We start from the raw sequence: 22,634 nt of genomic DNA, 5'->3' as shown, positions 1-22,634 counted from the left end.
CGGCCACCCTAGGCCCTCCCCTTCGGGTTCCCGCAGGTGGTGCGGTGCACCGGCCGGCGCGGGGGTCGGGGCCGGGCGGGGCGGTGGCGGTCGGGAAAACCTGTCATCCGTGCGGGGCAGAGGCCCGTAGGCTCGGGCGCATGTCTGACCATGATCACGCGCAAGGGCCCGGAGCCGCAGGGCCCGTGACGGCCGAGGACCTCGCCGAGGGCGTGCGGCTCGTCGTCGCACTGCTGCGCCGGACCGAGGCACTCGGCGCGGACTGGGGGCGGCCCGCCGGCAGCCTGGAATGGAGCTGCTGGGAGACGGCCGAGCACCTGGCCGACGACCTCTTCTCCTACGCCGCCCAGCTCGGCCCGCAGACGCCCCCCGCCGCCACCCATGTGCCGTTCGTCTGGCGCCGGGAGGCCCCGGGCAAGCCCGCCAACGTGATCTTCGCCGAGCGGGAGGGCGGGCCGGAGGGCATGCTCCAGGTGCTGGAAGCCTGCGGGGCGCTGCACGTGGCGATGGTACGGACGGCGTCGCCGCAGGACCGCGCCTTCCACGTGTTCGGGACGACGGACCCCGAGGGCTCCGCGGCCATGGGTCTGGTCGAGCTGTTCGCGCACGCCCAGGACCTGGCCCTCGGCCTCGGACTCGACTGGCAGGCCCCCGCCGAGATCTGCACCCGCGTGCTGACCCGACTGTTCCCCGAAGCCCCGACCGACACCGACCCCTGGCCGACCCTGCTGTGGGCGACCGGCCGCGGCGACCTCCCGGGCCGTCAACGGCGCACCCGCTGGCAGTGGGACAGCACCCCGCGCCCCTGACCGGCAGCAGCCCGGCCTCGGCACTGCAGTGGGGGGACGCCCTGACCGGAGTCGTCCCGATCGGGATGCGCTGTCCACGCGATGGGCTCGGACTCTGGATGAGGTGATCAAGCAGTGAAGCTCGCCTGCCGGAACCTCGGCTCGCCGGATCTGGCCCGTCGGGGACTCACCGCGGACTCCGCCCCGGTGGAGGTGCTGCTCGTGGACATCGAGGCGGACCTGGTCATCAGCGACGACGGCCGCACGGTGTGGAACGAGGACGGCTTCCCGGTGGCCGAACTGGCCCGCGCCCTCTCGCTCTGGCTCCGACTCCCGGACGGCGAGCGGCGGGACTTCGCGTTCGACTCGATGTCGTACGACGTGCCCGGTGCAGTCAGGATCACGGCGACCGAAGGGGGTTGGCGGGTCGGCTCCGTCTTCGCCCCGGACACCTGGGGCTCTCCAACGACCTGGCCGCGCCTCGTGGTGGATCTCGCCGCGTTCATCGCAACGGTGAGGGAGGGGGTGATCGCCCTCGGGATCAAGCCCGACTTCATCCCGGACCTCTGAACGGCCCCGCCTCGTCGGTGCGCCGACGGGACGACCGCGGGGGCGTCCGGGTGCACTTGCCCGATGCTGCGGCAGATCGCGCTGCCGTCCGTCCTCATCTGCAGACCGGCCCTGCTCGGCACGATCAGGGCCGGCTTCAGCCCCGTTGGGATTCCAGATGAAGGCGGCTGCGGCCCGCCTGGCCAACGATCCGGTCTGCCACGAGTTCGTGATGTCGGTCCAGTCCGTTGGCGGGCCGCCAACGGCGCCCACCTCGTCATGCTCGTCCGCGCCGGGCCCGCTTCGAGCGCGGAGCCCTGGTGGAGCCTGACCGAACGGCGGAATAATTGCCACGACGCGCGGAAATCGATGGTCTCTCCGATGCCGGCCGGGCGATACTGGCCCGCCATGACGAGCGACGAATACCCGGCCGGTCCGGCGTTGCGCCGAGTTCTGGCCAAGGCAGGCGGACCGGAACTGCTGGACCTGCTGGCCGAGGGGCTGACCGGGACGGATCTGACCACACTGCTCCTGGAAGTCTTCCGACGCCGCGCCGATCGGCTCACCCCGGCCGAGGTGATGCGGCGCTATCGCACCGACCGGTTCGTCACCCCGGCCCCGGCAGGGTTCGCACAAATACGACGAGCCGAAGACTTCCTGCTCTCGGCGCTGCCGGATGACTTCCAGATGCTCACCTTGGCTCCGCTCGTCCCCCTGGCAGCACACACGGCGGTCGCGACCGTCGACCCGCGCAAGGTCGTCGCCACCATTCGTGGCAGCGAGGTCGCAGCCGACCCGACCAATGCCCTGGCCCTGGAGGCAGCCCAGCAAAGATCCCAGGCCCTGGCCGCCGATCCCCGCTCGGCCCTGCCGGTCCGGATGGCTGCCAGCCAACGAGTCGTGCGTGCCCAGCACTTCGACGCACCCGGCATGCTCGCCCACTTCCAACTGTTCGCCCTGGTGACCGCCGGCAGGGACACCGGCAGCCGGACCTTCGAACAACAGCACCTGGTCGAGCACCTGCATTTCGCCGTCCGGGCGATGGCACGTGCTGGAGTGCGCCACACCGAGATCCGCATCACCTGCCTCGACGAGTCCGCCGCTCCGATCCTGGCCCGCACACGTACAGAGCTGGCCGGAACACCGGGCATTGACGTCATCGACGATCCCGACCGGGTGACCGGACGCGGCTACTACACCGACCTGTGCTACAAGATCTACGCAACCATCCACGGTCAGCAACTGGAGATCGCGGACGGCGGGTTCGTCGACTGGACCCAGCGCCTCACCGGAAGCCGCAAAGAACGCCTCCTGATCAGCGGATTCGGCGTCGATCGACTCGCCACCATGCTGACGCCACCCACCGACGCCGAACCATCCCCTCCGCGCCAGACCAGTTAGCGGATCGCCCTGACGGTGTGGGTGCATCCGGCTCCGGCGGGGCAGGCGCTGTTGGGCCGGGCCGTCGCCGCCGCGGGGGTGGCCCGGCCGGCGCACCTGCCGCCGCCGCCCGGGGAGGACGAGCTCCCGCACCGTCCCGACGGGCTCGCCCGGCTGCTGACCTCGGCCGGGCTGCGCGAGGCGAGGTGCGAGACCTTGCGCTGGCAGCACCGGACCGGTGCCGACGAGTGGTGGTCCGGCCCGGCGAACGGGGTGGGCTTCCTCGGGCAGGTGCTGCTGAGCCGGGACGAGCGGACCCGGGCGGAGGCGAGGCGTCACTTCGACACCCTCTCCCGGGAGTTCCTCTGCGAGGACGGCCTGTTGGCGCTGCCGCACGCGGCCCTGCTGGTGAGCGCCCGCCGCTGACCCGGGGCACCCGGACGGTTGGAACGGCGAAGACCGTCAGCCGTGGTGGTGGAGGACCGTGTCCTTGAGGTTCCGGGCCTCGGGCGGCAGCGGCTTCGTCCCCGACAGCCGCACCGCGACGCCGCGGGCGAGGTCGAAGGCCGCCACCGGGTCCGCCCGGTCCGCCCAGGGGGCGGCGCCGCACCAGCGTCCGACCAGCCGGAACTGCTCCAGGGCGGCGGCGTGCAGGCTGGCCTTGGCCAGGTGGTCGGCGAGCAGGTGCCGCAGGGCGGGCAGGCGCGGATCGTCCGCCGGGACGGTCGAGAGGGCCTGCGCCACGGCCTTCAGCCGCCGCCTCGCGGCCCCGGTGCGGGGGAGCGCGCGGAGGCCGCTGCGGGTCTCGAGTTCGGAGAGCGCGTGCACGTAGATGCCGGGCAGCGGGCTGCCGGCCGGCGCCTTGTCCATGGCGCGGCGGGCGAAGGCCATCATCCTGCGGTTGCTGCCGTACCACTTGGCGCACCAGTACTGCATGGCCTGCCAGTGCCCCTCGTAGTGGTGCGGGGCGCGTGCGACCAGGCCGTCCCAGAGCGGTCCGAACCGGTCCGGGGTGTACTGGGCGCCGCGGGCGGCGAGCACCATGACCACCCACGGGCCGGGGTCCTCCGGCGCGAGCAGCGCTGCCCGCTGCGCGGCCTCGATCGCGGCGGGCAGCAGCTCCCGGAACTGCGCCATCCGGTCGGCCGGCACCTGGTGCGCGTAGCCGCTGCCGCGGATCGCCCACGCCCGGTCGACCATGCGCCGGGCCTCCAGCGTGGCGGCGGCGCAACCGGTCGGGTCGGCGGCCCGCCAGGCGGTCAGCCAGGCGTCGTCCTGCTCGGCGATGTCGGCGAGCAGTTCCAGCCTGGACCAGCGTTCGTCCCAGTCCTCGCCCGCCGCCTCGACGTACGCGGCGGCGGGCTGCCAGTCGCCGGTCCAGGCGGCCTCGCAGATCGAGCGGACGGCCGCGCTGCGGTCCGGAGGCGCCGGCGGGCCGGGCCGGCGCGGGTCGAGCACGGCGTGCGGCACCAGCCCGTAGGCGGCGGGGTCGAAGACGGTGGCGGCCCACGTGGCGGCCCTGGACGTGCGGTGGGGACCCCGGAGCCAGATGACGAAGTACGTCCCGGCGATGACGAGCAGCAGGAGACTCACGGCGGAGGATCCTTGCAGGTCGCGAGCGGTGCGGGCAATGGGGATGCGGACACGTTCACGAGGCCTTCGCCGGGCCCCGCGGGACGGCGGCGGCCCGGCTGCCGGGGGAGTCGGCACACGGGTGACGGACACCTCCCGGGATACGGCGGCACACGGCCACAACGCCCTTCCCCGGCAAGCAGGATGACGACGGACCGGACCCTCCGTGACGGAGCGCGACGGGCCACGAGCGGGCCACGAGCGGGCCACCAGCGGCAGACCCGGCGCGGTGCCGGGATTGCGGCGCGGACCGGCTGAGCAGGCTCAGGTCAGGCCGGCCGGCCGCCGCCGACGGCCACCCGCCGTGCGGCGTGCCCGAACCGGCGTGCCGCACCCGACCCGGAGGACCCCGGTGCCGCTTCCCTCGGAACCCCTGCGCAGTCTCGGCTTCCTGACCATCGGCCTCTTCGACGAGGCCGACCCGGCGGGTGGACACGAGTCCACCCTGCAACTCGTCGAACTCGGCGAACGGCTGGGCTTCGACAGCGCCTGGCTGCGCCACCGGCACCTCCAGTTCGGCATCTCCTCCCCGGTGGCCGTGCTGGCCGCGGCCACGCAGCGTACGCGGCGCATCGAGCTCGGCACCGCGGTCATCCCGCTCGGCTGGGAGAACCCGCTGCGCCTGGCGGAGGACCTCGCGACCGTGGACGTGCTGTCCGGGGGCCGCCTCAACCCGGGTGTCAGCGTGGGCCCGCCGATGCACTTCGAGCGGGTCCGCGAGGCGCTGTACCCGGACACCGCCGAGTCGGAGGACTTCGGGTTCGCCCGGGTACGGCGCCTGCTCGACCTCGTCGGCGGCAAGCCCGCCAGTGACTTCCGCGGCACCGAGGGCATCGAGGCGTTCTCGGACCGGGTCCAGCCGTACGCGCCCGGCCTGGCCGACCGCATGTGGTACGGCGCCGGCAGCCTGGGGTCGGCCCGTCAGGCCGCCGAGAACGGGATGAACCTGCTGGTCAGCAGCGTGGTCAAGGCCGAGGAGGGCGAGGACTTCGGTGCCGTCCAGCTCTCGCACGTGCGGGCGTTCCGCGAGCGCCACCCCGACGGTGCCCGGGCCCGGGTCTCGCAGGGGCTGGTGGTGATCCCCACCGACAGCGCGACCCCCGCGCAGCGGGCGAGGTACTGGGAGTACGCCCGCGCCCGGCTGCCGCGGACCGCCGCCCCGCAGGGACCGGCCCGTCTGCTCTTCGCCCCCGACCTGGTCGGCAGCGCGCAGGAGATCGCGGAACGGCTCCACGCGCATCCGGCCTTCCGCGAGGTCGACGAGGTGGCCTTCGCGCTGCCCTTCACCTTCGGGCACGAGGACTACGTGCAGATCCTGACCGACATCGCCACCGTGCTCGGCCCGGCCCTCGGCTGGCGTCCCGCCACGGACTGAGTCCCGCCGCGGACCGACCCGCACGGGCGGGCGGGCGGCTCAGCCCGCCGGCAGCCGCACGGGTGCGGACGGCGGGCCCTCGCGCCCGGCCCGGTCGACGCAGGTGACGGCGTACCAGGGGCCGGTCGCGGCGGTCGGCGGCCGGTACCGGCGGACGGTGAGGGCCGGCAGCAGGGCCACCAGCCGGGCCGGATCGGCAGGCGGACGCGCACCCGGGTCGTCGGTGTACCCGTAGACGGCGAACAGGAACGGGTGCGGGCGGCCGGTGCGCGGAGCCGGGGTGATCCGCAGGTCCTGCCGGTCGGGCGAGGGGTGCACCGAGGGCGCCGCGGGCGGTGCGCTGCCGGCGAGCCGCGGCAGCAGGGGGACGAGGGCGGGCCGGGGCCAGTGGTCGGCCGCGAGCCGGCGGATCGCGCCGATCCGGTCGGTGCGGGCGGTGCGGGCGCTGAAGAAGACGTCGCCGCCGATCGATCCGACGGCCTCGTTGAGCGCGAGGTGGCGGGAGAGCTCCGCCGGGTCCTGCCAGGGCGCCGGCCGGCCCGGGGCACCGGGCCGGGACGCGGACTGGCCGATCCACAGCTGGGTGTCGGTGTCCGCCACCTGGGCGGCCCACCAGCGCGCGAGGACGGCGTAGTCGGCGATCTCGAAGCCGATGTGCCAGTACAGCTGGGGCGCGATGTAGTCGACCCAGCCCTTGCGGACCCAGCCGCGGGAGTCGCAGTACTGCGCGTCGTAGGCCTGCAGCGCCGTCGTGGCGGAGCCGGCCGGATCGGTGGACCGGTTGCGCCAGACCCCGAACGGGCTGATCCCGTACACCGCGTCCGGCCGGGCCGCCCGCACCCGGTCGCGCAGCTGCCGGACGGTCAGGTCGATGTTGTCGCGCCGCCAGGCGGCCCGGTCGGTGAACCCGCGGCTCCCGGCGGCGAAGGACCCGTCGTCGGGGAAGCCGCGGCCGCCGGGCGCGGGGTAGGGGTAGAAGTAGTCGTCGATGTGCACACCGTCGACCTCGTACCGGGTGACGGCGTCCATGACGGCGTCCAGGACGAACTCCCGGACTTCGGCGAGCCCCGGGTCGTAGTACAGCTCGCCGTCGTAGGCGACCGCCCAGTGGGGGTTGCGGCGGGCCGGATGGTCGGCCACCAGCCGGGCCGGATCGGGGTGGATCGCGATCCGGAACGGGTTGAACCAGGCGTGGAAGGGGAGGCCGCGCTCGTGCGCGGCGAGGATCATGAAGGCCAGCGGGTCCCAGCCCGGATCCTGCCCCTGGGTGCCCGTCAGCCACTGCGACCAGGGCTCGAACCGGGACGGCCAGAGCGCGTCGGCGGTCGGTCGGACCTGGACGAACACCGCGTTGAAGCCCGTCGCCACCGCCGAGTCGAGCAGCGCCGTGAAGTCGGCCCGCATCTGTTCGGCGCCGAGCCGCCGCCGGTCCGGCCAGTCGGTGTGGTTGAGGCAGGCGATCCACAGGCCGCGCATCTGCCGCTTCACCGGGTGCGGCGCGACCGTCGCCGCCGGCAGCGTCCCGGGCGGACCTTCCTCGCGGCGCACCGGCACCGGGGGAGCGGCGGCACCCGTGCAGACCGCCGCCGCCAGCGCGGCCAGGACCTCACGGCGACGGGGAGGCCGCGGCTTGGCCGTCATCGGGCGCCGACCGGTGGCAGGGGCCGGCCCGCCGTCGCGGCGGCGCCGGAGCCACCGCCGCCGTAGCCGGCCGCGGTGACGGGAGCCGCGGTGACGGGGGCCACGGTGACGGGCGCCGCCGGGTTCCCGCGCACGGCGGCCGGGGCGCAGCGGGTGCGGTGCACGGGGCTCCTCCTCGGTCGGGAGGACCGTCCCCCGCGCGGGGCCGCCGGGCCGACGGCCGTCCCGGCCCGTCCCCCGAACGGGAGACCGGATGCCGCCGAATGCCGGGCAGTGAGCCTCCGCCGTGCCCCGGGAAGTCGGCGGGGCGGGACCGGCACACCGGAGACGGACGGCCGGTGACGGCGGGACGACCTGGTGCCGGAGGGCTCGGGCATGGAACGGGTCGGTTCACCGGCGTCGGGGTCCGCGGCACCTGCGCCCGCAGGTCGTCCCGTCCCGCCCCGCACCGCCAGGAGCCGCACCGTGTCCGATCCGCACCACTCCCGCACCGCCCGCTCCCCCGTACCGCCCGCACCCGCACCGCCCGCGCACCCGTTCCGGCCTGACGCGTTCCGGCCTGACCCGTCATGTCCGGATCCGGCTGCTCGGCGCCGGGCCGGCGCTGCGGTCGGCACGCGGAAGCGGCGGCACGGTCCAGGACCGTGCCGCCGCACCGGAGTCGTGGGGATCAGGCGACGCTGACCGCGCTCCAGGCCGCCGCGACCGCGTTGTACTCGGCGCTGCCGGATCCGTACAGGTCCTTGGCCGCGTTCAGGGACGCGGTGCGGGCGCCCTTGTAGTCGGTGGTGGACGTCATGTAGACGGTCAGCGCCCGGTACCAGATCTTGGCGACCTTCTGGTTGCCGATGCCGGTGACGGTGGAGCCGTTGCAGGTCGGGCTGTTGTAGGTGATGCCGTTGATCGTCCGGCTGCCGCTGCCCTCACTGGCGAGGAAGAACCAGTGGTTGCCCACGCCCGAGGAGTTGTGCACGTCCAGCTGGCCGACCTTCCTGCTCCAGCAGTCGGCCGAACGGCCGTCCAGCGAGGGCTTGTCGAAGCGCCGCAGCCACGGCGGGGTCGACTGGTCGCTGAACAGGTAGTCGGGGGTGTCGATGCCGTTGTTGGCGTACCACTCGACCATGGTGCCGAAGATGTCGCTGGTCGACTCGTTGAGGCCGCCGGACTCGCCGCTGTAGCGGAGGTTGGCGGTGGCGCTGGTGACGCCGTGGGTCATCTCGTGGCCCATGGTGTCGAGGTCGACCTGCTCCGGGTCGGTGGTGCCGTCGCCGTCGCCGGTCATCATGCAGAAGCAGCTGTCGGACCACTGGGCATTGTCCCACTTGGTGCCGACGTGCACGAAGACGGTGGCGCCCTTGCCGTCGTTCTTGATGCCGTTCCGGCCGAAGGTGTTCTTGTAGTAGTCGTACGTCCAGGCGGTGTTGGCGTGGGCGTCGACGGCGGCGGTGGCCCGGTCGGTGGAGAACTTCCGGCCGTCGCCCCAGATGTTGTCGGCGTCGGTGTACAGCGTGCCGGAGTTGGCGTTCAGGCTGCTCGCGGAGACGTTGCGGGCGTCCTTGGTGATGGTGCCCCGGGTCGGGTCGATCAGCGCGTACAGGCCGTTGGACTGCAGCGTGGTGTCGATCGTGACGGTGCCGGTGTACTCCGAGCGGCCGGTGCCGGAGGCCTCGTGCTCGGCGTCGAACTGCTCGATCTCGGCGCCGGTGACGGCGTCGGTGACGACGACCCGGCCGGAGGGCTGGCCCTGCTTGCCGAGGCCGCTCACCGTGGTCTGCCAGGCGAGCCGGGCGGTGCCGTCGGCGGCCCAGACGACCAGCCGGGGCTGGGAGGCGGCGGACGAGATGCCGGGTGCGGCGGCCAGCGCCTTCGCGGCGGTGGCCTGTGCGGGGACGCTCGGGACGGTGCTCCGGACGGCGGGGCTGTGGCCCTTGGCCCGGGTCGAGTCCTTGAGCCGGCCGCGGGCGTCCTGGTGCACCACCAGGTCGCCGCCGATCACCGGCAGTCCCTGGTAGGTGCGGTCGAAGCGGACGTGCTGGGTGCCGTCGGGGTCGATCAGGACGTCCTTGACCAGGAGGTCCTGCCCGGCGCCGAAGCCGAACAGCTCGGCGTTGCGGGCGACGTTGGCCCTGGCCTTGGCGATCGCGGTGTCGCGGCCGGGGACGGCGGATGCGGTGGAGACCTGGACGCCTGCGGCGACGAGTGCGGCGGTTGCCGCCAGGGCGCCGGCCGTGAGGGCGTGCCGGCGCGAAGAGGAGGTGGGGCCCACTCTGTACTCCAGTCGGTAGTTGCTGGGTGCCGACTGAGAGCGTGGCCGTGAACAGACAAACACTTCTACGAAACAGTATGGAACTTGACCATTCCGTAGCCGAAGATGCGATGAATTCCGATCGAATCCGATCGAAATGAACAGGTGTCAGGACATACAGAAGGGGCGCGTGGGATGTCCCACGCGCCCCTGTGTCGGGTGGAGCTAGCTCAGCGTCCGCAGCGCCGCGGCGTCGAAGGGCTTCAGCTCCTCGTGGCGGCCCTGAAGGACCTTCAGCGCCCAGTCCGGGTCCTGGAGGAGGGCTCGGCCGACGGCGACCATGTCGAACTCGTCGCGCTCCAGGCGGTCCAGCAGGTCGTCGATGCCCTGCACCGGGGAACCCTCGCCGGCGAAGCCGCGGATGAAGTCGCCGTCCAGGCCGACCGAGCCGACGGTGATGGTGGGCCGGCCGGTGAGCTTCTTCGTCCAGCCCGCCAGGTTGAGGTCCGAGCCCTCGAACTCGGGCAGCCAGTAGCGGCGGGTGGAGGCGTGGAAGGCGTCGACGCCGGCGGCGGCCAGCGGCGCCAGGATCGCCTCCAGCTCGGCCGGGCTCTCGGCGAGCCGGGCGCTGTACGCCTCCTGCTTCCACTGCGAGTAGCGGAAGATCACCGGGAACTCCGCGGAGACGCGCTCGCGCACCGCGGCCACGATCTCGGCGGCGGACGTCGTCCGGGCCACCGGGTTGCCGCCGTAGGCGTCGGTGCGGCGGTTCGTCCCGGCCCACAGGAACTGGTCGAGCAGGTAGCCGTGGGCGCCGTGCAGCTCGACGCCGTCGAAGCCGATCCGCTCGGCCGCGGCGGCGGCCTCCGCGAAGGCGCCGATGACGTCGTCCAGGTCGGCGCGGGTCATCGCCCGGCCGGTGCCCTCGGTGCCGTCGATGCGCAGGCCCGACGGGCCGACGGCGGGGGCGTCGGCGTAGGGCGGCTCGCCCTGCTTGCGGACCATGCCGATGTGCCACAGCTGCGGCACGATCGTGCCGCCCTCGGCGTGCACGGCCTCGGCGACCTTCGCCCACCCGGCGAGCTGCTCCTCGCCGTGGAAGCGCGGCACGCGGTCGCTCTGCCCGGCGGACTCGTGGCCGACGTAGGTGCCCTCGGTGACGATCAGGCCGACACCGGCGGCGGCCCGCCGGGCGTAGTACGACCGGACGTCCTCACCGGGGACGCCGCCCGGGGAGAACATGCGCGTCATGGGAGCCATGGCGATGCGGTTCGGGACGGTCAGCCCGTTCAGCGCGACGGGACGGGAGAGCAGGTCGGCCGCGCGGGTGGCGGACGATGCGGTGGCGGTCATGGGTGAGTTCCTCGCAGGCACCGGACGACGACGTATGTACGTGCATGTACTGGTGTCTGCCAACCGACGCCACCGCGACCGCATTCCTCCCGGCCGCCGGGTGCCGGGTGATCCCGGTCACAGGTCCGGCGGTCGCGTCCCGGGGGCGGCCGCGCCCGAGCCGCGCCCCGGATCGCGCCCCGGGTCGTGCCCCGGATCGCGCCTCAGGCCGCGCAGAGTCCGCGCGGGAGTTCGACGACCTCGGCGCCGGTGCTGTGCAGGAACCCGGCCACCGAGCGCGCCGTGGGCTCGTCCAGGGAGAAGGCCCACGGGCCGGGGACGAGCACGGTGTCCACGTCGCCGGCGGCGGCCAGGGCGAGCAGGCTGCGCAGGCCGTCCCGGGCGAGGCAGGACGAGCCGACCGTGTCGATCAGGACCCGCGGGCAGGCGAGGCCGAGCGAGGAGGCGTGGTCCTGGAGGGCGTGCAGCTGGGTGAGCATCTCCCAGCGGTCGTACGGATAACAGCGCAGGTAGATCGCCGCGCGGCGGCTGCGGGCGGGGCTGAGGGTCATCGTCGTCCCTTCGGCAATGGGCTGCCCGCCCTCCGGGGCTCCGCGCCGTGTCCCGGGAGGGTCCGGGGGCCGGTGCGGATCCGCGCGGTGGCGGGTGCGGCCGTGTACTGCCGAAGGGGGCGCGGGGGTGGTGCGCGTCGCCCCGCGGGAGGTGGGTCACCGCGGCCGAGACCTCCAGCGTGACCCACTGTGTCCGCATTTGTCTATACCTACTCGGCAGTGTATCCGGCAGCCGACCCCGTCGCGGGCGCCGGAACCCGTCCGGACCTGCGCGGGTGTCCGTCCGGCGGCGGCCGTTCGGGCCCGGCGTTCCGGCGGTCCGGCCGACGGCGCTACGCAGCGTGTCGCACCGCGGCCTCCTCGCGGCACCGCGCGGCCTCCGGCGGTAGCGTGCCGGGGGCGGGCGGCTGCGCCCGCCGGGCCGTACCGACAGCGGGGAGACCGGAATGGCGATCCAGCGCATGGACAACGTCCTCGTCGTGGTCGAGGACCTCGACGCCGTGGTGTCGTTCTTCGTCGAACTCGGCATGGAGCTGGAGGGGCAGGGGCCGGTCGAGGGGCGCTGGGTCGAGCGGATCATCGGGCTGGAGGGTGTCCGGCAGGACGTCGCCATGCTGCGGACCCCGGACGGCCACGGCCGGGTGGAGCTGGCGAAGTTCCACGCCCCGGCGGCGGTCCGCGGCGCGGCCGAGGATGCGCCGACGAACACGCTCGGCATCCGCCGCATCATGTTCGCCGTCGACGACGTCGAGGACACCGTGGCCCGTCTGCGCACCCGGGGCGCCGAACTGGTCGGCGAAGTCGTGCAGTACGAGGACGTCTACCGGCTCTGCTACGTCCGCGGGCCCGAGGGCATCGTGGTCGGACTGGCCGAGCAGGTGGACTGACCCGCCCGCGCGCCCCGGTCAGGCGGCGGCGGCCGTCCGGCGCCGGGTCAGCCGGGGGCGCAGGCCGACCAGCAGTGCGGCGACGGCGGCCCAGAGCGCGAGCGTGACCACCGGTCCGGCCAGGTGGGCGCCGCCGAAGTAGCTCAGGTCGCTGATCGCGCGGACGGCGGCGCCCGGCGGCAGCAGTGCCGAGACGGCGCGGGCCGCGGCGGGCAGCAGGTCGGCGCCGATGGTGGCCCCGCTGGTGGCGTTGCCGACGGTGAGCAGCACCAGGGTCGCCACCGGGAGGCCGACCGGGCCGAGGTAGGTGCCGAGCAGCTTGGTGGTGAAGGCCGCCGCCGCGGCCAGCAGGGAGAGCGTGAACACCAGCGGCAGGACGGGGGCGGGCACCGCGCCGAGGACCGGGCCCGCGATGACCGCGCCGACCGTGCCGATCGCCGCGGAGGTGCCGAGCAGCAGCCAGTACCGGTGGCGCAGCCGGAGCTGTCCGGCCAGGCCGAGCGCGTTCGAGCCCAGCACGAATCCGGCCAGCGTCACGCCGAAGGCCATGTAGAAGCCGGCGACCCCGCGGGCGTCGAAGTGCGCGAGCGGGACGACGTCCACCGTGCCGACCCGGTCGCCCGCGCCGTGGGCGTACGCCTCCACGAGTCGCGTCACGGCGGTCGTGGTGGACGCCCCGGCGGCGCCCGCGGTCTGCAGGGCGAGCCGGCCGGGCCCGTCGGCGGAGAGTGCGGCGACCACGTCGCCGTGCTCCACCGCGTGGCGCGCGGCCGCGGCGTCGGCGGCGGGGTGCACCTCGACGCTGTCGCCGAGCGCCCGGCCCACCCGGTCCGGCAGGCCCGGTCCGGAGACGGCGATCGGGACGCGGTGCGGCTGGGGGTCGCGCTGCAGGCCGACGTAGGAGGTGATGAAGGCGGCGGCGACGATCAGTGCGATCACGACGGGCTGGAGCCAGGCCCGCAGCGGGGGGCGTCGGGGTGCGGGCGCGGGGGCGGTGTCCATGGCGAGACTTCCTGGTGGGGCGTCGGTGCGCGGTGCCGGCGGCGGGCCGGGCGGTGCACCATCGATGAATACGAGCATATGCTCCTATTGGGGGAGCGGCAAGCGGCCCCGTCGTACGTGCGAGCACATGCTCCTATCCTGGAGGGGAGGCTTGGAGGAGACCATGACACCTGCGCCGGCGAACGCCGTCCCCGCGTGCAACAACCTCGCCCTCCGCAAGGCGGCGCGGTACCTCGGGGCCACCTACGACAAGGCCCTCGCCGAGGCCGGCCTGCGGGCCACCCAGTTCAGCATCCTCCAGGTGCTGAACGCGCACGGCGAGACCACGATCACCGGCCTCGCCGAGACCATCGCCATGGACCGCACCACCCTGGCCTCGAACCTCAAACCGCTCGCACGGGAGGGCCTGGTGACGGTCGAGGCCTCGCCGACCGACCGCCGGGCGCGGATCGCCGCGATCACCGACGACGGCCGGGCCCGGCTCGCCACCGCGGTGCCGCTCTGGCAGGAGGTGCAGTCGAAGTTCGAGGCGGCCTTCGGCGCGGGCGAGGCCGCCGCGCTGCGCACCTCGCTGGACGCCGTCCTCGGCACCGGCTTCGAACCCTGGGCCGAGTAGCGGACGGCGTCCGCGCGGGACGGCCGTCCGGTGCGCGCCCGGCCGCCGGCCGTCAGGCGGACTCGGTGGGCAGGCCGGCCGCCACCCAGTCCTGGATGCCCTCGCGGTACTTGCGGACGTCGGTGTAGCCGAGTGCGGTGAGCCGGTCCGCGACCTGCCCGCTGTTCGGGCAGGCCTCGTTGGAGCAGTAGGTGACGACGGCGGCGCCGAGGTCGGCGAGCCGGCCCGCGGCGAGCGCGTCCACCACGCCGCGCACCAGCGGGACGGCGCCGGGCAGGTGCTGCGCGGCGTAGTACTCGCCGCCGAGCGTGTCGAGGACGGTGACGGTGCCGGCCTCGATCGCGGCCGCCAGTTCGTCCCGGGTGATGAGCGCGGTCATGTCGTACCTCCATGGGGAGTCGGATTCGGACTATAGTCCGGTTATGGCTTCCGACATTAACGGACCGCAGTCCGGTTCCGCAATCCCCCCGCACCCCGGCGACGCGCCCGCCGCCCGCCCGGTGGACCTCGAACTGCTCCGCACCCCGCCGCCGGTCGAACGCGCCGACGCCGCCCGCAACCGGGCCGCCGTCCTGCAGGCCGCCGCCCGGCTGTTCGCCGCGCACGGCTTCGAAGCCGTCTCCATGGACCAGGTCGCCGCCGCGGCGGGCGTCGGCAAGGGCACGCTCTTCCGCCGCTTCGGCGACCGGTCCGGACTCGCCGCGGCCCTGCTCGACGCCCGCGAGCGCGACCTCCAGGAGGCGATCCTGCGCGGGCCCGCCCCGCTCGGCCCCGGTGACGGCCCCGACCCGGACCCGGCCGACCGGCTCACCGCCTTCACCGACGCCTACCTCGACCACCTGCTGGCCCACCTCGACCTGGTGCGGATGTCCGAGACCGCCGCCCGCGGTGCCCGCTACCGCATCGGCGCCTACCGCTTCTGGCACCGCCACGCCGCGATCCTGCTCGCCGGACGCTCCGAGGACCCGGACCACGACGCCCACGCGCTGCTCGCCCCGCTCGCGGCCGAGCACGTCGCCGCACTGCTGCCCGAACTCGGCGAGCAGCGGATCCGGGCCGGCGCCCGACGGCTCGCCGCCCGGCTGGCAGCACCCCGGCCCGCCTGACCGGCCGGCCACCCCTGCCTCCGCCGCCCCGGCGTGGTTGCCCCGGGCTCCCACTGCCGCGGGTGTCGGGGGAGACGACAATGGACTGAGGTCCGGCCGGGCGACCCGGCGTCCGTCCACCGTCGTCACGGCCGTCGTCGTCACGACTGGGGGACACCCTCATGGGACAGGCAGCCATCAGCGTCGTCGGCCTCAGCAAGCGGTTCGGTGCGGTGACCGCGCTGGACGGAGTGGACTTCGACGTCCCGGCCGGCAGCATCTTCGGCCTGCTCGGACCGAACGGCGCGGGCAAGACCACCGCCATCCGGATCCTCACCACCATCCTGCGGCCGAGCGGCGGCCGGGCCGTCGTCCTCGGACACGACGTCGTCCACGAGGCCGCCACCGTCCGCCGGCTGATCGGCCTGGCCGGCCAGTACGCGGCCGTCGACCCCAACCTCACCGGACGCGAGAACCTGCGGCTGATCGGCCGCCTCACCCAGCTGCCCCGCGCCCGGGTCCGCCCGCGGGCCGCCGAACTCCTCGACCGGTTCGACCTCGCCGACGTCGGCGCCCGCCCCGTGCGCACCTACTCCGGCGGACTGCGCCGCCGCCTCGACATCGCCGCCGCCCTCGTCCCCGAACCGCCCGTGCTCTTCCTCGACGAACCGACCACCGGCCTCGACCCGCACAGCCGCACCGCCCTGTGGGACCTGATCCGCGAACTCGTCCGCGACGGCACCACCGTCCTGCTCACCACCCAGTACCTGGAGGAGGCCGACCGCCTCGCCGGCCGGGTCGTGGTCGTCAACGAGGGCCGGATCATCGCCGACGACACCCCCGCCGCCCTCAAGACCCGGCTCGGCAACACCGTCATCGAACTCGGCATGGGCGACGAGACCCGCGCCGCGCAGGCCGCCACCGTCCTCACCGACCGCCTCGGCGAACCGCCCGAACGCGAGGGCGTGCTGCTCCGGCTGGCCTCCCGCGACGGATCCCGGCTGCTGCTCGACGTCCTGCACTCCCTCGACGGCAACCGGCTCGTCCCGCAGACCGTCACCGTCCGCGAGTCCAGCCTCGACGACGTCTTCCTCGCGCTGACCGGCCACCGGACCCAGGCCACCGGGCCCACCGAGGACGGCGCCGACGGCCCGGCGACCACCGGAGGCACCCCATGACCGCGACCGCCGCCACCACCACCGCCACCGGCACCGGCCGGCTCGGCACCCGGATCACCGCACCCGTGCGGGACGGCCTCGCGGTGGCCTGGCGCAACCTCGTCGCGCTGCGCCGCGTCCCGCGGCTGCTCGTCTTCTCGACCATCCAGCCGCTGGTCTTCGTCCTGATGTTCCGCTACGTCTTCGGCGGCGTGGTGGCCCCCGCGCTGCCGCCAGGCGTCGGTTACGTCGACTTCCTGATCCCCGGCATCTTCGTGCAGACCGCCGTCTTCGGCTCGATGAACACCGCGATCGGCCTGGCCACCGACATGCAGACCGGCCTCATGGAGCGCTTCCGCTCGCTGCCGATGGCCAGATCGGCCGTGCTCTCCGGCCGCACCACGGCCGACCTCGCACGGAACGTGTTCGTGGTGTCGCTGATGACCGCCGTCGGCTTCGCCCTCGGCTTCCGGATCCACGCCGGGGCGGCGGCCTTCCTCGGCGGCGTCCTGCTGGTGCTGGCCTTCGGCTTCGCCATGTCGTGGATCTTCGCGGTGGTCGGCATGGCCGTCGGCGACCCGGAGACCGCGCAGGCCGCCGCCTTCCCGGTGCTCGCACCCCTGGTCTTCGCCTCGTCCGCGTTCGTCCCCGTCAGCACCATGCCCGGCTGGCTGCAGTCCTTCGCCGAGCACCAGCCGGTCTCCAAGACCGCGGGGGCGGTCCGCGTCCTCGTCCTCGGCGGCCCGGCGGGCACCGCCGTCTGGGAGGCCCTCGCCTGGGACGCGGGCATCGTCGCCGTCTTCGCCCCCCTCGGCGTCTGGCTCTACCGGCGGGCCGTCTGACCGGCCGCCGGCCGGGGCCCCGCGACGGGAGGGCGGGAGCCCCGGACCGGGTCAGCCCTGCGGCAGCGCGCGCGGCTCGTCGACGACGGCGCGGGCCAGCACGGCCGTCTCGGCGATCACGTCGCCGGCCTTGCCCCGGGGGCCGTTGCGCAGCAGGACCTGGCGCTCGCCGAGGAACTCGCTGGTGCTCCGGTCGAAGATCCACTCCTGCCGGACGCCGTCCGCCGAGGTGAGTCCCACCCCGACGCCGTGCCGGCCGGCGGCGTCCACCGAGTCCTGGATCAGCTCCACGCCGGGGATCTTCGCCGCGGCCCGGTAGAGCGCGGCGGTCACCGCGGGCGGCGCGATCTGCTCCCTGAGCAGGTCGCCGATGGTGCCGAAGGGCCGCTGGTCCGTCCACTTCCGGTCGTGCGGCTCGGAGTTGAGCAGCTCGAACATCTCGTCCGGGTCGGTCGGCAGCCCCGCGAGGAACCGGTAGGTCGGCGCATGCAGGTTGGGGGTGGTGTTGGTGTCCAGCGGCAGGGTGCCGTCCGGGTCGGGCCGGCCGGTGTCCGTCGACTTCATGTCGGCCGCGTTGACCAGCGTGCGGTCCAGCAGCAGACCGGCCTTGCGGCCGTCCACCGAGAGCCAGACCTGACGCTCGTGGAGCGTGCCCGGGACCAGCCCGTCGGGCGTGTAGTCCGGGAACCTGACCAGCGACTTCACGAAGACGAACTGGCCGTCCTTCACCTCCCGGGCCGGCTTGCTCGCCGCCACCGCGGCGATCCGGTCGAGCAACTGGACGGTGGCCGCCGGAGCCGCCGACGCCGGGGCGGCGGAGGACGGGGCGGACGGGGTGGACGGGGCCGGCGCCGCCGTGGGTCCCGCCGTGCCGTCGCCGCCGCCGAGCACCAGGGCCAGCGACAGCGACAGCGCGCCCGCCAGGGCGGGCAGGGCGACCCGGGCGAGCCGACGCCGCGGCCGTGCGGGCCCGACGTACTCCGTGCCGATCTCGTTCATCAGATGATTCCTCAACAGCTGGCGGCGGTCGGCGGGAAGCGCCGGTCCGTCGTGCTCCGGGATGCCGTTCATGCGCCCTTCCCCTCCACCGACCGGACCGCAGGGACGCGGTCACCCCGTACCTGTCCGCTGCGCCCGGACGGTTCCGCACCTCTTCGCACCGCCGCCAACTCCTCCTCGGCCAGGCCGCGCAGCCGGGTCCGCGCCCGCGACAGCCGGGACCGGACGGTGCCGACCGGCACCCCGAGCGCCTCGGCCGCCGCCGCGTAGTCGAGGCCCGACCAGACGCACAGCGCGAACACCTCCCGCTCACCGCGCCGCAGCCCGGCCAGCGCCCGCCGGGTCGCCGCCAGCCGGGCGTCGTCGTCGAGCCGGCCCACCAGCTCGTCGGTGAAGTCCGGCACCGCCTCCCGCTCCGGCAGCCGCGCCATCGCCGCCCGGTGCCGGCGGGCGGCCCGGGCGGTGTTGCGCAGCACGTTGGCGGCGATGCCGAACAGCCACGGCCGCACGCTGCCGCCGTCCTCCAGCAGCTTGCCGCGCAGCCGCCACGCCTCCAGGAAGGTCAGCGAGACGACGTCCTCGGCGGCGGCCCAGTCCCCGAGCGTCCGCAGGGCGTAGCCGTACAGGGCGTCGGCATGGTCATCGAATATCTCCCCGAAGGCGCTCTGGTGCCCGGCGCGCAGCCGGGACCGCAGTGACAGTTCCACACCCCTACCTGTCCGCTCGTCCGGTGCGGTTCCCTGTCGATCTCCGCACACCCGCAACGCCCTTCCGGACGCCCTGCGGGACCGGTCGAGCGGCGGCGGTCACGGCGCGGCCCGCTCCTCCGGCACGACCGCGAAGGCCTCGATCTCGACCAGGAAGTCGGGCCGGGCGAGCGCCGCGACCTGCACCGCGGAACTGGCGGGCGCGTGCTCCGGGTCGAGCACCTCGTCCCAGACCGTGCGGACCGCCGGCAGGTCGGCGATGTCGGCGAGGAAGAACGTCAGCTTGACCACGTCCCGCCAGCCGGCGCCGACGGCGGCGAGGCAGCGCTCCAGGTTGGTGAAGACCTGCCGCACCTGGGCGAGCGGATCGCCCGCGCCGACCAGCTCGCCCTTCTCGTCCAGCGCCACCTGCCCGGCCACCGAGACGAACCGCCCCCGCCCGCTCACCACATGGCTGTACCGGCCGCTCGGCGCGACCCCGGCCGGCTCCATGATCCGGGTGATCTCCGACATGACGTCACTCCCTCCGACGGCCGGGCACCCTGCGCGGCCGTGCACGACCCCGTCATCCTCGCCGCCGTGCCCACCGGCCGACACCGAACATCGCACCGGGTGCGGCGGTGACGGGGCGTCTGTCGGTGGTGCCTGATCTGATTCCGGCGGGATCACCTGGCGGAGAGGGCAGCGATGGGCGTACTGACCGACTACTTCCGTGCGCCGGACGCGGATGCCGTCCGGCGGGTGCTGGAGCGGACGGAGGGCCGGTCCCCGCTGTCCGGCCGGCAGCCGGCCTTCGACGGCGTCCGGTCGAAGGGGCTGGATCCCCATGTCGTCCTCGGGCAGCTCGTCGCTGCCGTCCGGGAGGTGCCCTGGGAGGTGGACCTCGTCGGGGAGGCACCCGTCTGGCCGCCCGGTCCGGCGCCCGCCGCGGGCACGGTGGTGGACGACGACGATCCCTGGGCGACCGGCCCCTGGGTGGCCGAACTCGGCGATGCCGCCCGCGACACCCTCGCCGGGGTGGCGGACGGGGACGTGCCGGCGGTCGCCGCGCGCTGGGCGCGGGCGGAGGAGCTGCACGGTGCCGCCGGGGAGGACCTGCAACCGGTGGTCGAGCTGCTGGTCGGGCTGGCCCGGCGTGCCCGGGCGGACGGCGAGTCGCTCTACTGCTGGACCTGTCTCTGAGCCCGGGCTCCGGCAGGTGGTGCGGCCACCGGTGGCGGCGGGGGGGGGGGGGGCGGGCCCGCCGCGGAGGCCCGAGGGCACCGGGGGGGGGGGGGGGGGGGCGGGGCCGGGGGCGGCGGCCCGGTCGGCGCCGGACGGCGGCTGCCGCCGGGGCCCGGGGGGCTGGGTACGGATGCTCTGCTGCTCCACCCACCCAACGTACGGTCCGATCATCGCCACAGTGTGTAATGCCGGAATTCCGGGCCGGGCGTGTCCGCGGCAGGAGTAGCGTCGTCCACGACCGACGCGGTCCGGCGCCGGGCCCGGCGGGGATCGGACGGCGACGAACCGGAGCAGGGGTGACCGAGGGCGGTCACCGGTGGAGGGGTGCGATGACGGACTTCGGCTTCGAGCGGCTGCACCACGTGCAGCTCGACATCCCGGCCGGTGCGGAGCCGGCCTGCCGGGCGTTCTGGGCCGGGGTGCTCGGGATGACCGAGCTGGCCAAGCCGCCGGTGCTGGCGGCGCGCGGCGGCTGCTGGTTCCGCAGCGGGGGAGTGGAGGTGCATCTCGGCGTCGTCCCCGACTTCGCGCCCTCGCCCAAGGCCCACCCGGGCATCCTGGTGCACGACCTGGACGCGCTCGCGGCCCGGCTGGAGGAGCACGGCCACCCCGTCCGGTGGGACGACTCCGTCCCGGGTCGTCGCCGTTTCCACAGCGCCGACGCGCTCGGCAACGGGCTGGAGTTCCTGGAGCCCGACCGGACGGGCTGAGCGCGCCCCGTAGACTGGGGGATCGGCCGCCTCCGGCCGCTCCACGCCCTCCAAGCCCACGGGACATCGCTTCATGTCGCTCACGATCGGAATCGTCGGCCTGCCGAACGTCGGCAAGTCGACCCTGTTCAACGCCCTGACCAAGAACGACGTGCTGGCGGCCAACTACCCGTTCGCCACCATCGAGCCCAACGTGGGCGTCGTCGGTGTCCCCGACACGCGGCTGGCGAAGCTCGCCGAGATCTTCGGTTCGGCGCGCATCCTGCCGGCCACCGTCGACTTCGTCGACATCGCGGGCATCGTCCGCGGCGCGAGCGAGGGCGAGGGCCTGGGCAACAAGTTCCTCGCCAACATCCGCGAGTCGGACGCGATCTGCCAGGTCGTCCGCGCCTTCACCGACCCGGACGTGGTGCACGTCGACGGCAAGGTCTCGCCCAAGGACGACATCGAGACCATCCACACCGAGCTGATCCTCGCCGACCTGCAGACCGTGGAGAAGGCCCTGCCGCGCCTGCAGAAGGAGGCGCGCCTCAAGAAGGACACCGCGTCGGTGCTGGCCGCCGCCGAGGCCGCCAAGGCGATCCTGGAGACCGGCAAGACCCTCTTCGAGGCGGGCTTCGACACCCACCCGATCCGCGAATTGCACCTGCTCACCGCCAAGCCGTTCCTCTACGTCTTCAACGTGGACGAGGACGAGCTCGCCGACGAGGACTTCAAGGACGCCCAGCGCGCCCTGGTCGCCCCCGCAGAGGCGATTTTCCTCAACGCCAAGATCGAGTCCGAGCTGATCGAGCTCGACGACGAGGAGGCGCTGGAGCTGCTCCAGTCCATGGGCCAGGACGAGCCCGGCCTCGCCACCCTCGCCCGGGTCGGCTTCGAGACCCTCGGCCTGCAGACCTACCTGACCGCCGGCCCCAAGGAGACCCGGGCCTGGACGATCAAGAAGGGCGCCACCGCCCCCGAGGCCGCCGGTGTCATCCACACCGACTTCCAGAAGGGCTTCATCAAGGCCGAGGTCATCTCCTTCGACGACCTGGTCGCGACCGGCTCCATCGCCGAGGCCCGCAGCAAGGGCAAGGCCCGCATCGAGGGCAAGGAGTACGTCATGCAGGACGGCGACGTGGTGGAGTTCCGCTTCAACGTGTAGTCGTGCGCATGCTGCACGTTAGGTGATTGGTCAAGCGTGCAGATCAGAAGGGGTCGGACTCTGTCGAGTCCGACCCCTTCGTTGTCGCCGCGCTGGATGGGTACTGGATATTCCGACGCAGGGTCAGTTGCGATCAGGTCTCGTAAACGGTGGATCGATGTCCCACGTGAACAATCCAGACCACCAGTTCCCCGTTGTCGATCGTGTAGACGACGCGGTAGTCACCGACCCGCAGTCGGCGACGTTCGGGCTGGGATGCGAGCGCGGTGGTGTTGAAACCGAGAGGGTCGGTCTCCAGTTCGGTCAGCTTGGCGAGGATGCGCAGTGCTATCTGGCGAGGGATCTTCCGGAGTTCGGTCTGCGCCTCGGGGCGGAAGACGGTTCGGTGCTCACTCACTGCGCGCCAGCGTCTCCCTCATGATGTCCTCGATCGGGATGCCGGGTGCGGGGTTGGCCATGCGCTCATCGATGATCCGGTTGATCTCGCGCTCTTCCCACTCCTGGTACTTGCGCAGCACCTCGATGGAGACGACGGCGGCGACCTCCTTGCCCCGGCGCGTAATCACCGTGGGCACGTCGTCGCGGTCGGCGCGTTCCACGACCTCCGCCAAGTGTGCACGCACGTCGCGGATGGACTCTATGGGCAGTGGCTGCGTCATGCGCTCAAGCGTACCGAGTACCCCATGTGTACACAACGCCCGCAGTGGTGGGCGACCCGCCTCGTCGCGGCCGCGTGTGCTGAAG

Annotated in this window: 26 protein-coding genes; 13 read left to right on the top strand and 13 right to left on the bottom strand. The window is 73.9% G+C overall.

The window, feature by feature from the left end; all coding sequences use genetic code 11:
• Window positions 1-140: 140 nt before the first annotated feature.
• The 4 genes from ABD353_RS24240 to ABD353_RS24225 all read left to right on the top strand — a co-directional run bounded on the left by ABD353_RS24240 (window position 141) and on the right by ABD353_RS24225 (window position 3,143).
• Window positions 141-809, top strand: a complete 669-nt coding sequence (locus tag ABD353_RS24240; protein WP_344625771.1) for a hypothetical protein — start codon at window positions 141-143, stop codon at window positions 807-809.
• Window positions 810-923: 114 nt separating this feature from the next.
• Window positions 924-1,358: a DUF7878 domain-containing protein gene (locus ABD353_RS24235; RefSeq protein WP_344625770.1), complete on the top strand. Its 435-nt coding sequence runs from the start codon at window positions 924-926 to the stop codon at window positions 1,356-1,358.
• A 63-nt stretch (window positions 1,359-1,421) separates the two neighbouring features.
• Complete coding sequence (locus ABD353_RS24230) at window positions 1,422-2,738, top strand: hypothetical protein (protein WP_344625769.1); 1,317 nt, start codon at window positions 1,422-1,424, stop codon at window positions 2,736-2,738.
• Window positions 2,739-2,759: 21 nt separating this feature from the next.
• Window positions 2,760-3,143, top strand: a complete 384-nt coding sequence (locus tag ABD353_RS24225; RefSeq protein ID WP_344625768.1) for a hypothetical protein — start codon at window positions 2,760-2,762, stop codon at window positions 3,141-3,143.
• Window positions 3,144-3,179: 36 nt separating this feature from the next.
• Here ABD353_RS24225 and ABD353_RS24220 read toward each other — a convergent pair whose 3' ends face one another.
• Window positions 3,180-4,310: a hypothetical protein gene (locus tag ABD353_RS24220; protein WP_344625767.1), complete on the bottom strand. Its 1,131-nt coding sequence runs from the start codon at window positions 4,308-4,310 to the stop codon at window positions 3,180-3,182.
• A gap of 391 nt (window positions 4,311-4,701) precedes the next feature.
• Here ABD353_RS24220 and ABD353_RS24215 point away from each other — a divergent pair, with 391 nt between their 5' ends.
• Window positions 4,702-5,724 carry an LLM class flavin-dependent oxidoreductase gene (locus ABD353_RS24215; protein ID WP_344625766.1) on the top strand — a complete coding sequence of 341 codons (1,023 nt, stop codon included), beginning with the start codon at window positions 4,702-4,704 and terminating at the stop codon, window positions 5,722-5,724.
• Between the two features lie 39 nt (window positions 5,725-5,763).
• Here ABD353_RS24215 and ABD353_RS24210 read toward each other — a convergent pair whose 3' ends face one another.
• From ABD353_RS24210 to ABD353_RS24190, 5 genes are all read right to left on the bottom strand, one after another.
• A complete protein-coding gene (locus ABD353_RS24210; protein ID WP_344625765.1) occupies window positions 5,764-7,365 on the bottom strand; it encodes a glycoside hydrolase family 10-like protein in 1,602 nt (533 codons plus the stop codon).
• On the bottom strand, window positions 7,362-7,529 hold the full coding sequence (locus tag ABD353_RS24205) for a hypothetical protein (RefSeq protein ID WP_344625764.1): 168 nt from the start codon (window positions 7,527-7,529) through the stop codon (window positions 7,362-7,364). Before ABD353_RS24205 ends, ABD353_RS24210 begins: the two co-directional genes overlap by 4 nt.
• Window positions 7,530-8,035: 506 nt before the next feature.
• Window positions 8,036-9,631, bottom strand: a complete 1,596-nt coding sequence (locus ABD353_RS24200; RefSeq protein WP_344625763.1) for a M4 family metallopeptidase — start codon at window positions 9,629-9,631, stop codon at window positions 8,036-8,038.
• Window positions 9,632-9,835: 204 nt separating this feature from the next.
• Window positions 9,836-10,963 carry an NADH:flavin oxidoreductase gene (locus ABD353_RS24195; protein ID WP_344625762.1) on the bottom strand — a complete coding sequence of 376 codons (1,128 nt, stop codon included), beginning with the start codon at window positions 10,961-10,963 and terminating at the stop codon, window positions 9,836-9,838.
• 203 nt (window positions 10,964-11,166) lie between these two features.
• The gene (locus ABD353_RS24190) at window positions 11,167-11,514 is read right to left on the bottom strand and encodes a hypothetical protein (RefSeq protein WP_344625761.1); all 348 of its coding nucleotides are present in this window, start codon (window positions 11,512-11,514) and stop codon (window positions 11,167-11,169) included.
• Window positions 11,515-11,960: 446 nt separating this feature from the next.
• Between ABD353_RS24190 and ABD353_RS24185 the strand changes: the two genes are divergently transcribed.
• A complete protein-coding gene (locus ABD353_RS24185; protein WP_344625760.1) occupies window positions 11,961-12,401 on the top strand; it encodes a VOC family protein in 441 nt (146 codons plus the stop codon).
• A gap of 18 nt (window positions 12,402-12,419) precedes the next feature.
• On the opposite strand, the gene ABD353_RS24180 is transcribed toward ABD353_RS24185, so the two are convergent.
• A complete protein-coding gene (locus ABD353_RS24180; RefSeq protein ID WP_344625759.1) occupies window positions 12,420-13,403 on the bottom strand; it encodes a hypothetical protein in 984 nt (327 codons plus the stop codon).
• Window positions 13,404-13,566: 163 nt separating this feature from the next.
• Between ABD353_RS24180 and ABD353_RS24175 the strand changes: the two genes are divergently transcribed.
• Window positions 13,567-14,019 (top strand): MarR family winged helix-turn-helix transcriptional regulator, encoded by a 453-nt coding sequence (locus ABD353_RS24175; protein ID WP_344625758.1) that lies wholly within the window; start codon window positions 13,567-13,569, stop codon window positions 14,017-14,019.
• 52 nt (window positions 14,020-14,071) lie between these two features.
• On the opposite strand, the gene ABD353_RS24170 is transcribed toward ABD353_RS24175, so the two are convergent.
• Window positions 14,072-14,398 (bottom strand): rhodanese-like domain-containing protein, encoded by a 327-nt coding sequence (locus ABD353_RS24170; protein ID WP_344625757.1) that lies wholly within the window; start codon window positions 14,396-14,398, stop codon window positions 14,072-14,074.
• Window positions 14,399-14,441: 43 nt separating this feature from the next.
• On the opposite strand from ABD353_RS24170, the gene ABD353_RS24165 reads away from it, so the two are divergent.
• From ABD353_RS24165 to ABD353_RS24155, 3 genes are all read left to right on the top strand, one after another.
• Window positions 14,442-15,125 (top strand): TetR/AcrR family transcriptional regulator, encoded by a 684-nt coding sequence (locus tag ABD353_RS24165; RefSeq protein WP_344625756.1) that lies wholly within the window; start codon window positions 14,442-14,444, stop codon window positions 15,123-15,125.
• A gap of 161 nt (window positions 15,126-15,286) precedes the next feature.
• Complete coding sequence (locus ABD353_RS24160) at window positions 15,287-16,282, top strand: ATP-binding cassette domain-containing protein (RefSeq protein ID WP_344625755.1); 996 nt, start codon at window positions 15,287-15,289, stop codon at window positions 16,280-16,282.
• Entirely contained in the window at window positions 16,279-17,103 is an 825-nt protein-coding gene (locus tag ABD353_RS24155; RefSeq protein ID WP_344625754.1) for an ABC transporter permease, read from the top strand. Before ABD353_RS24160 ends, ABD353_RS24155 begins: the two co-directional genes overlap by 4 nt.
• A gap of 51 nt (window positions 17,104-17,154) precedes the next feature.
• Here ABD353_RS24155 and ABD353_RS24150 read toward each other — a convergent pair whose 3' ends face one another.
• The 3 genes from ABD353_RS24150 to ABD353_RS24140 form a co-directional block, all read right to left on the bottom strand.
• Window positions 17,155-18,174, bottom strand: a complete 1,020-nt coding sequence (locus ABD353_RS24150) for a CU044_5270 family protein (protein WP_344625753.1) — start codon at window positions 18,172-18,174, stop codon at window positions 17,155-17,157.
• A complete protein-coding gene (locus ABD353_RS24145; protein WP_344625752.1) occupies window positions 18,171-18,809 on the bottom strand; it encodes an RNA polymerase sigma factor in 639 nt (212 codons plus the stop codon). Before ABD353_RS24145 ends, ABD353_RS24150 begins: the two co-directional genes overlap by 4 nt.
• A 99-nt stretch (window positions 18,810-18,908) precedes the next feature.
• Complete coding sequence (locus tag ABD353_RS24140) at window positions 18,909-19,322, bottom strand: RidA family protein (protein ID WP_344625751.1); 414 nt, start codon at window positions 19,320-19,322, stop codon at window positions 18,909-18,911.
• Window positions 19,323-19,496: 174 nt separating this feature from the next.
• On the opposite strand from ABD353_RS24140, the gene ABD353_RS24135 reads away from it, so the two are divergent.
• The 3 genes from ABD353_RS24135 (at window position 19,497) to ychF (ending at window position 21,890) form a co-directional block, all read left to right on the top strand.
• Window positions 19,497-19,991, top strand: coding sequence for a hypothetical protein (locus ABD353_RS24135; protein WP_344625750.1), 495 nt, complete (start codon window positions 19,497-19,499; stop codon window positions 19,989-19,991).
• A 371-nt stretch (window positions 19,992-20,362) separates the two neighbouring features.
• Window positions 20,363-20,743, top strand: coding sequence for a VOC family protein (locus tag ABD353_RS24130; RefSeq protein WP_344625749.1), 381 nt, complete (start codon window positions 20,363-20,365; stop codon window positions 20,741-20,743).
• A gap of 73 nt (window positions 20,744-20,816) precedes the next feature.
• The gene (gene ychF, locus ABD353_RS24125) at window positions 20,817-21,890 is read left to right on the top strand and encodes a redox-regulated ATPase YchF (RefSeq protein ID WP_344625748.1); all 1,074 of its coding nucleotides are present in this window, start codon (window positions 20,817-20,819) and stop codon (window positions 21,888-21,890) included.
• Between the two features lie 133 nt (window positions 21,891-22,023).
• On the opposite strand, the gene ABD353_RS24120 is transcribed toward ychF, so the two are convergent.
• Window positions 22,024-22,287, bottom strand: coding sequence for a type II toxin-antitoxin system RelE family toxin (locus ABD353_RS24120; protein WP_344625747.1), 264 nt, complete (start codon window positions 22,285-22,287; stop codon window positions 22,024-22,026).
• Window positions 22,280-22,549, bottom strand: a complete 270-nt coding sequence (locus ABD353_RS24115; protein ID WP_007266282.1) for a type II toxin-antitoxin system Phd/YefM family antitoxin — start codon at window positions 22,547-22,549, stop codon at window positions 22,280-22,282. The genes ABD353_RS24120 and ABD353_RS24115 overlap by 8 nt, the downstream gene beginning before the upstream one ends.
• Window positions 22,550-22,634 lie beyond the last annotated feature (85 nt).

This window comes from Kitasatospora arboriphila, from assembly GCF_039528095.1.
Taxonomy (GTDB): Bacteria; Actinomycetota; Actinomycetes; order Streptomycetales; family Streptomycetaceae; genus Kitasatospora; species Kitasatospora arboriphila.
The sequence above is the reverse complement of the archived record's forward strand: the minus strand, read 5'-3'. Positions and strand labels throughout refer to the sequence as shown.

Excerpts from the sequence above, each read along its gene's own strand:
- ABD353_RS24240 (WP_344625771.1), top strand. The coding sequence starts at position 141 with ATGTCTGACCATGATCACGCGCAAGGGCCCGGAGCCGCAGGGCCCGTG.
- ABD353_RS24230 (WP_344625769.1), top strand. The coding sequence starts at position 1,422 with ATGCTGCGGCAGATCGCGCTGCCGTCCGTCCTCATCTGCAGACCGGCC.
- ABD353_RS24210 (WP_344625765.1), bottom strand. The coding sequence starts at position 7,365 with ATGACGGCCAAGCCGCGGCCTCCCCGTCGCCGTGAGGTCCTGGCCGCG.
- ABD353_RS24195 (WP_344625762.1), bottom strand. The coding sequence starts at position 10,963 with ATGACCGCCACCGCATCGTCCGCCACCCGCGCGGCCGACCTGCTCTCC.
- ABD353_RS24190 (WP_344625761.1), bottom strand. The coding sequence starts at position 11,514 with ATGACCCTCAGCCCCGCCCGCAGCCGCCGCGCGGCGATCTACCTGCGC.
- ABD353_RS24185 (WP_344625760.1), top strand. The coding sequence starts at position 11,961 with ATGGCGATCCAGCGCATGGACAACGTCCTCGTCGTGGTCGAGGACCTC.
- ABD353_RS24180 (WP_344625759.1), bottom strand. The coding sequence starts at position 13,403 with ATGGACACCGCCCCCGCGCCCGCACCCCGACGCCCCCCGCTGCGGGCC.
- ABD353_RS24175 (WP_344625758.1), top strand. The coding sequence starts at position 13,567 with ATGACACCTGCGCCGGCGAACGCCGTCCCCGCGTGCAACAACCTCGCC.
- ABD353_RS24170 (WP_344625757.1), bottom strand. The coding sequence starts at position 14,398 with ATGACCGCGCTCATCACCCGGGACGAACTGGCGGCCGCGATCGAGGCC.
- ABD353_RS24165 (WP_344625756.1), top strand. The coding sequence starts at position 14,442 with ATGGCTTCCGACATTAACGGACCGCAGTCCGGTTCCGCAATCCCCCCG.
- ABD353_RS24160 (WP_344625755.1), top strand. The coding sequence starts at position 15,287 with ATGGGACAGGCAGCCATCAGCGTCGTCGGCCTCAGCAAGCGGTTCGGT.
- ABD353_RS24155 (WP_344625754.1), top strand. The coding sequence starts at position 16,279 with ATGACCGCGACCGCCGCCACCACCACCGCCACCGGCACCGGCCGGCTC.
- ABD353_RS24150 (WP_344625753.1), bottom strand. The coding sequence starts at position 18,174 with ATGAACGGCATCCCGGAGCACGACGGACCGGCGCTTCCCGCCGACCGC.
- ABD353_RS24140 (WP_344625751.1), bottom strand. The coding sequence starts at position 19,322 with ATGTCGGAGATCACCCGGATCATGGAGCCGGCCGGGGTCGCGCCGAGC.
- ABD353_RS24135 (WP_344625750.1), top strand. The coding sequence starts at position 19,497 with ATGGGCGTACTGACCGACTACTTCCGTGCGCCGGACGCGGATGCCGTC.
- ABD353_RS24130 (WP_344625749.1), top strand. The coding sequence starts at position 20,363 with ATGACGGACTTCGGCTTCGAGCGGCTGCACCACGTGCAGCTCGACATC.
- ychF (WP_344625748.1), top strand. The coding sequence starts at position 20,817 with ATGTCGCTCACGATCGGAATCGTCGGCCTGCCGAACGTCGGCAAGTCG.
- ABD353_RS24115 (WP_007266282.1), bottom strand. The coding sequence starts at position 22,549 with ATGACGCAGCCACTGCCCATAGAGTCCATCCGCGACGTGCGTGCACAC.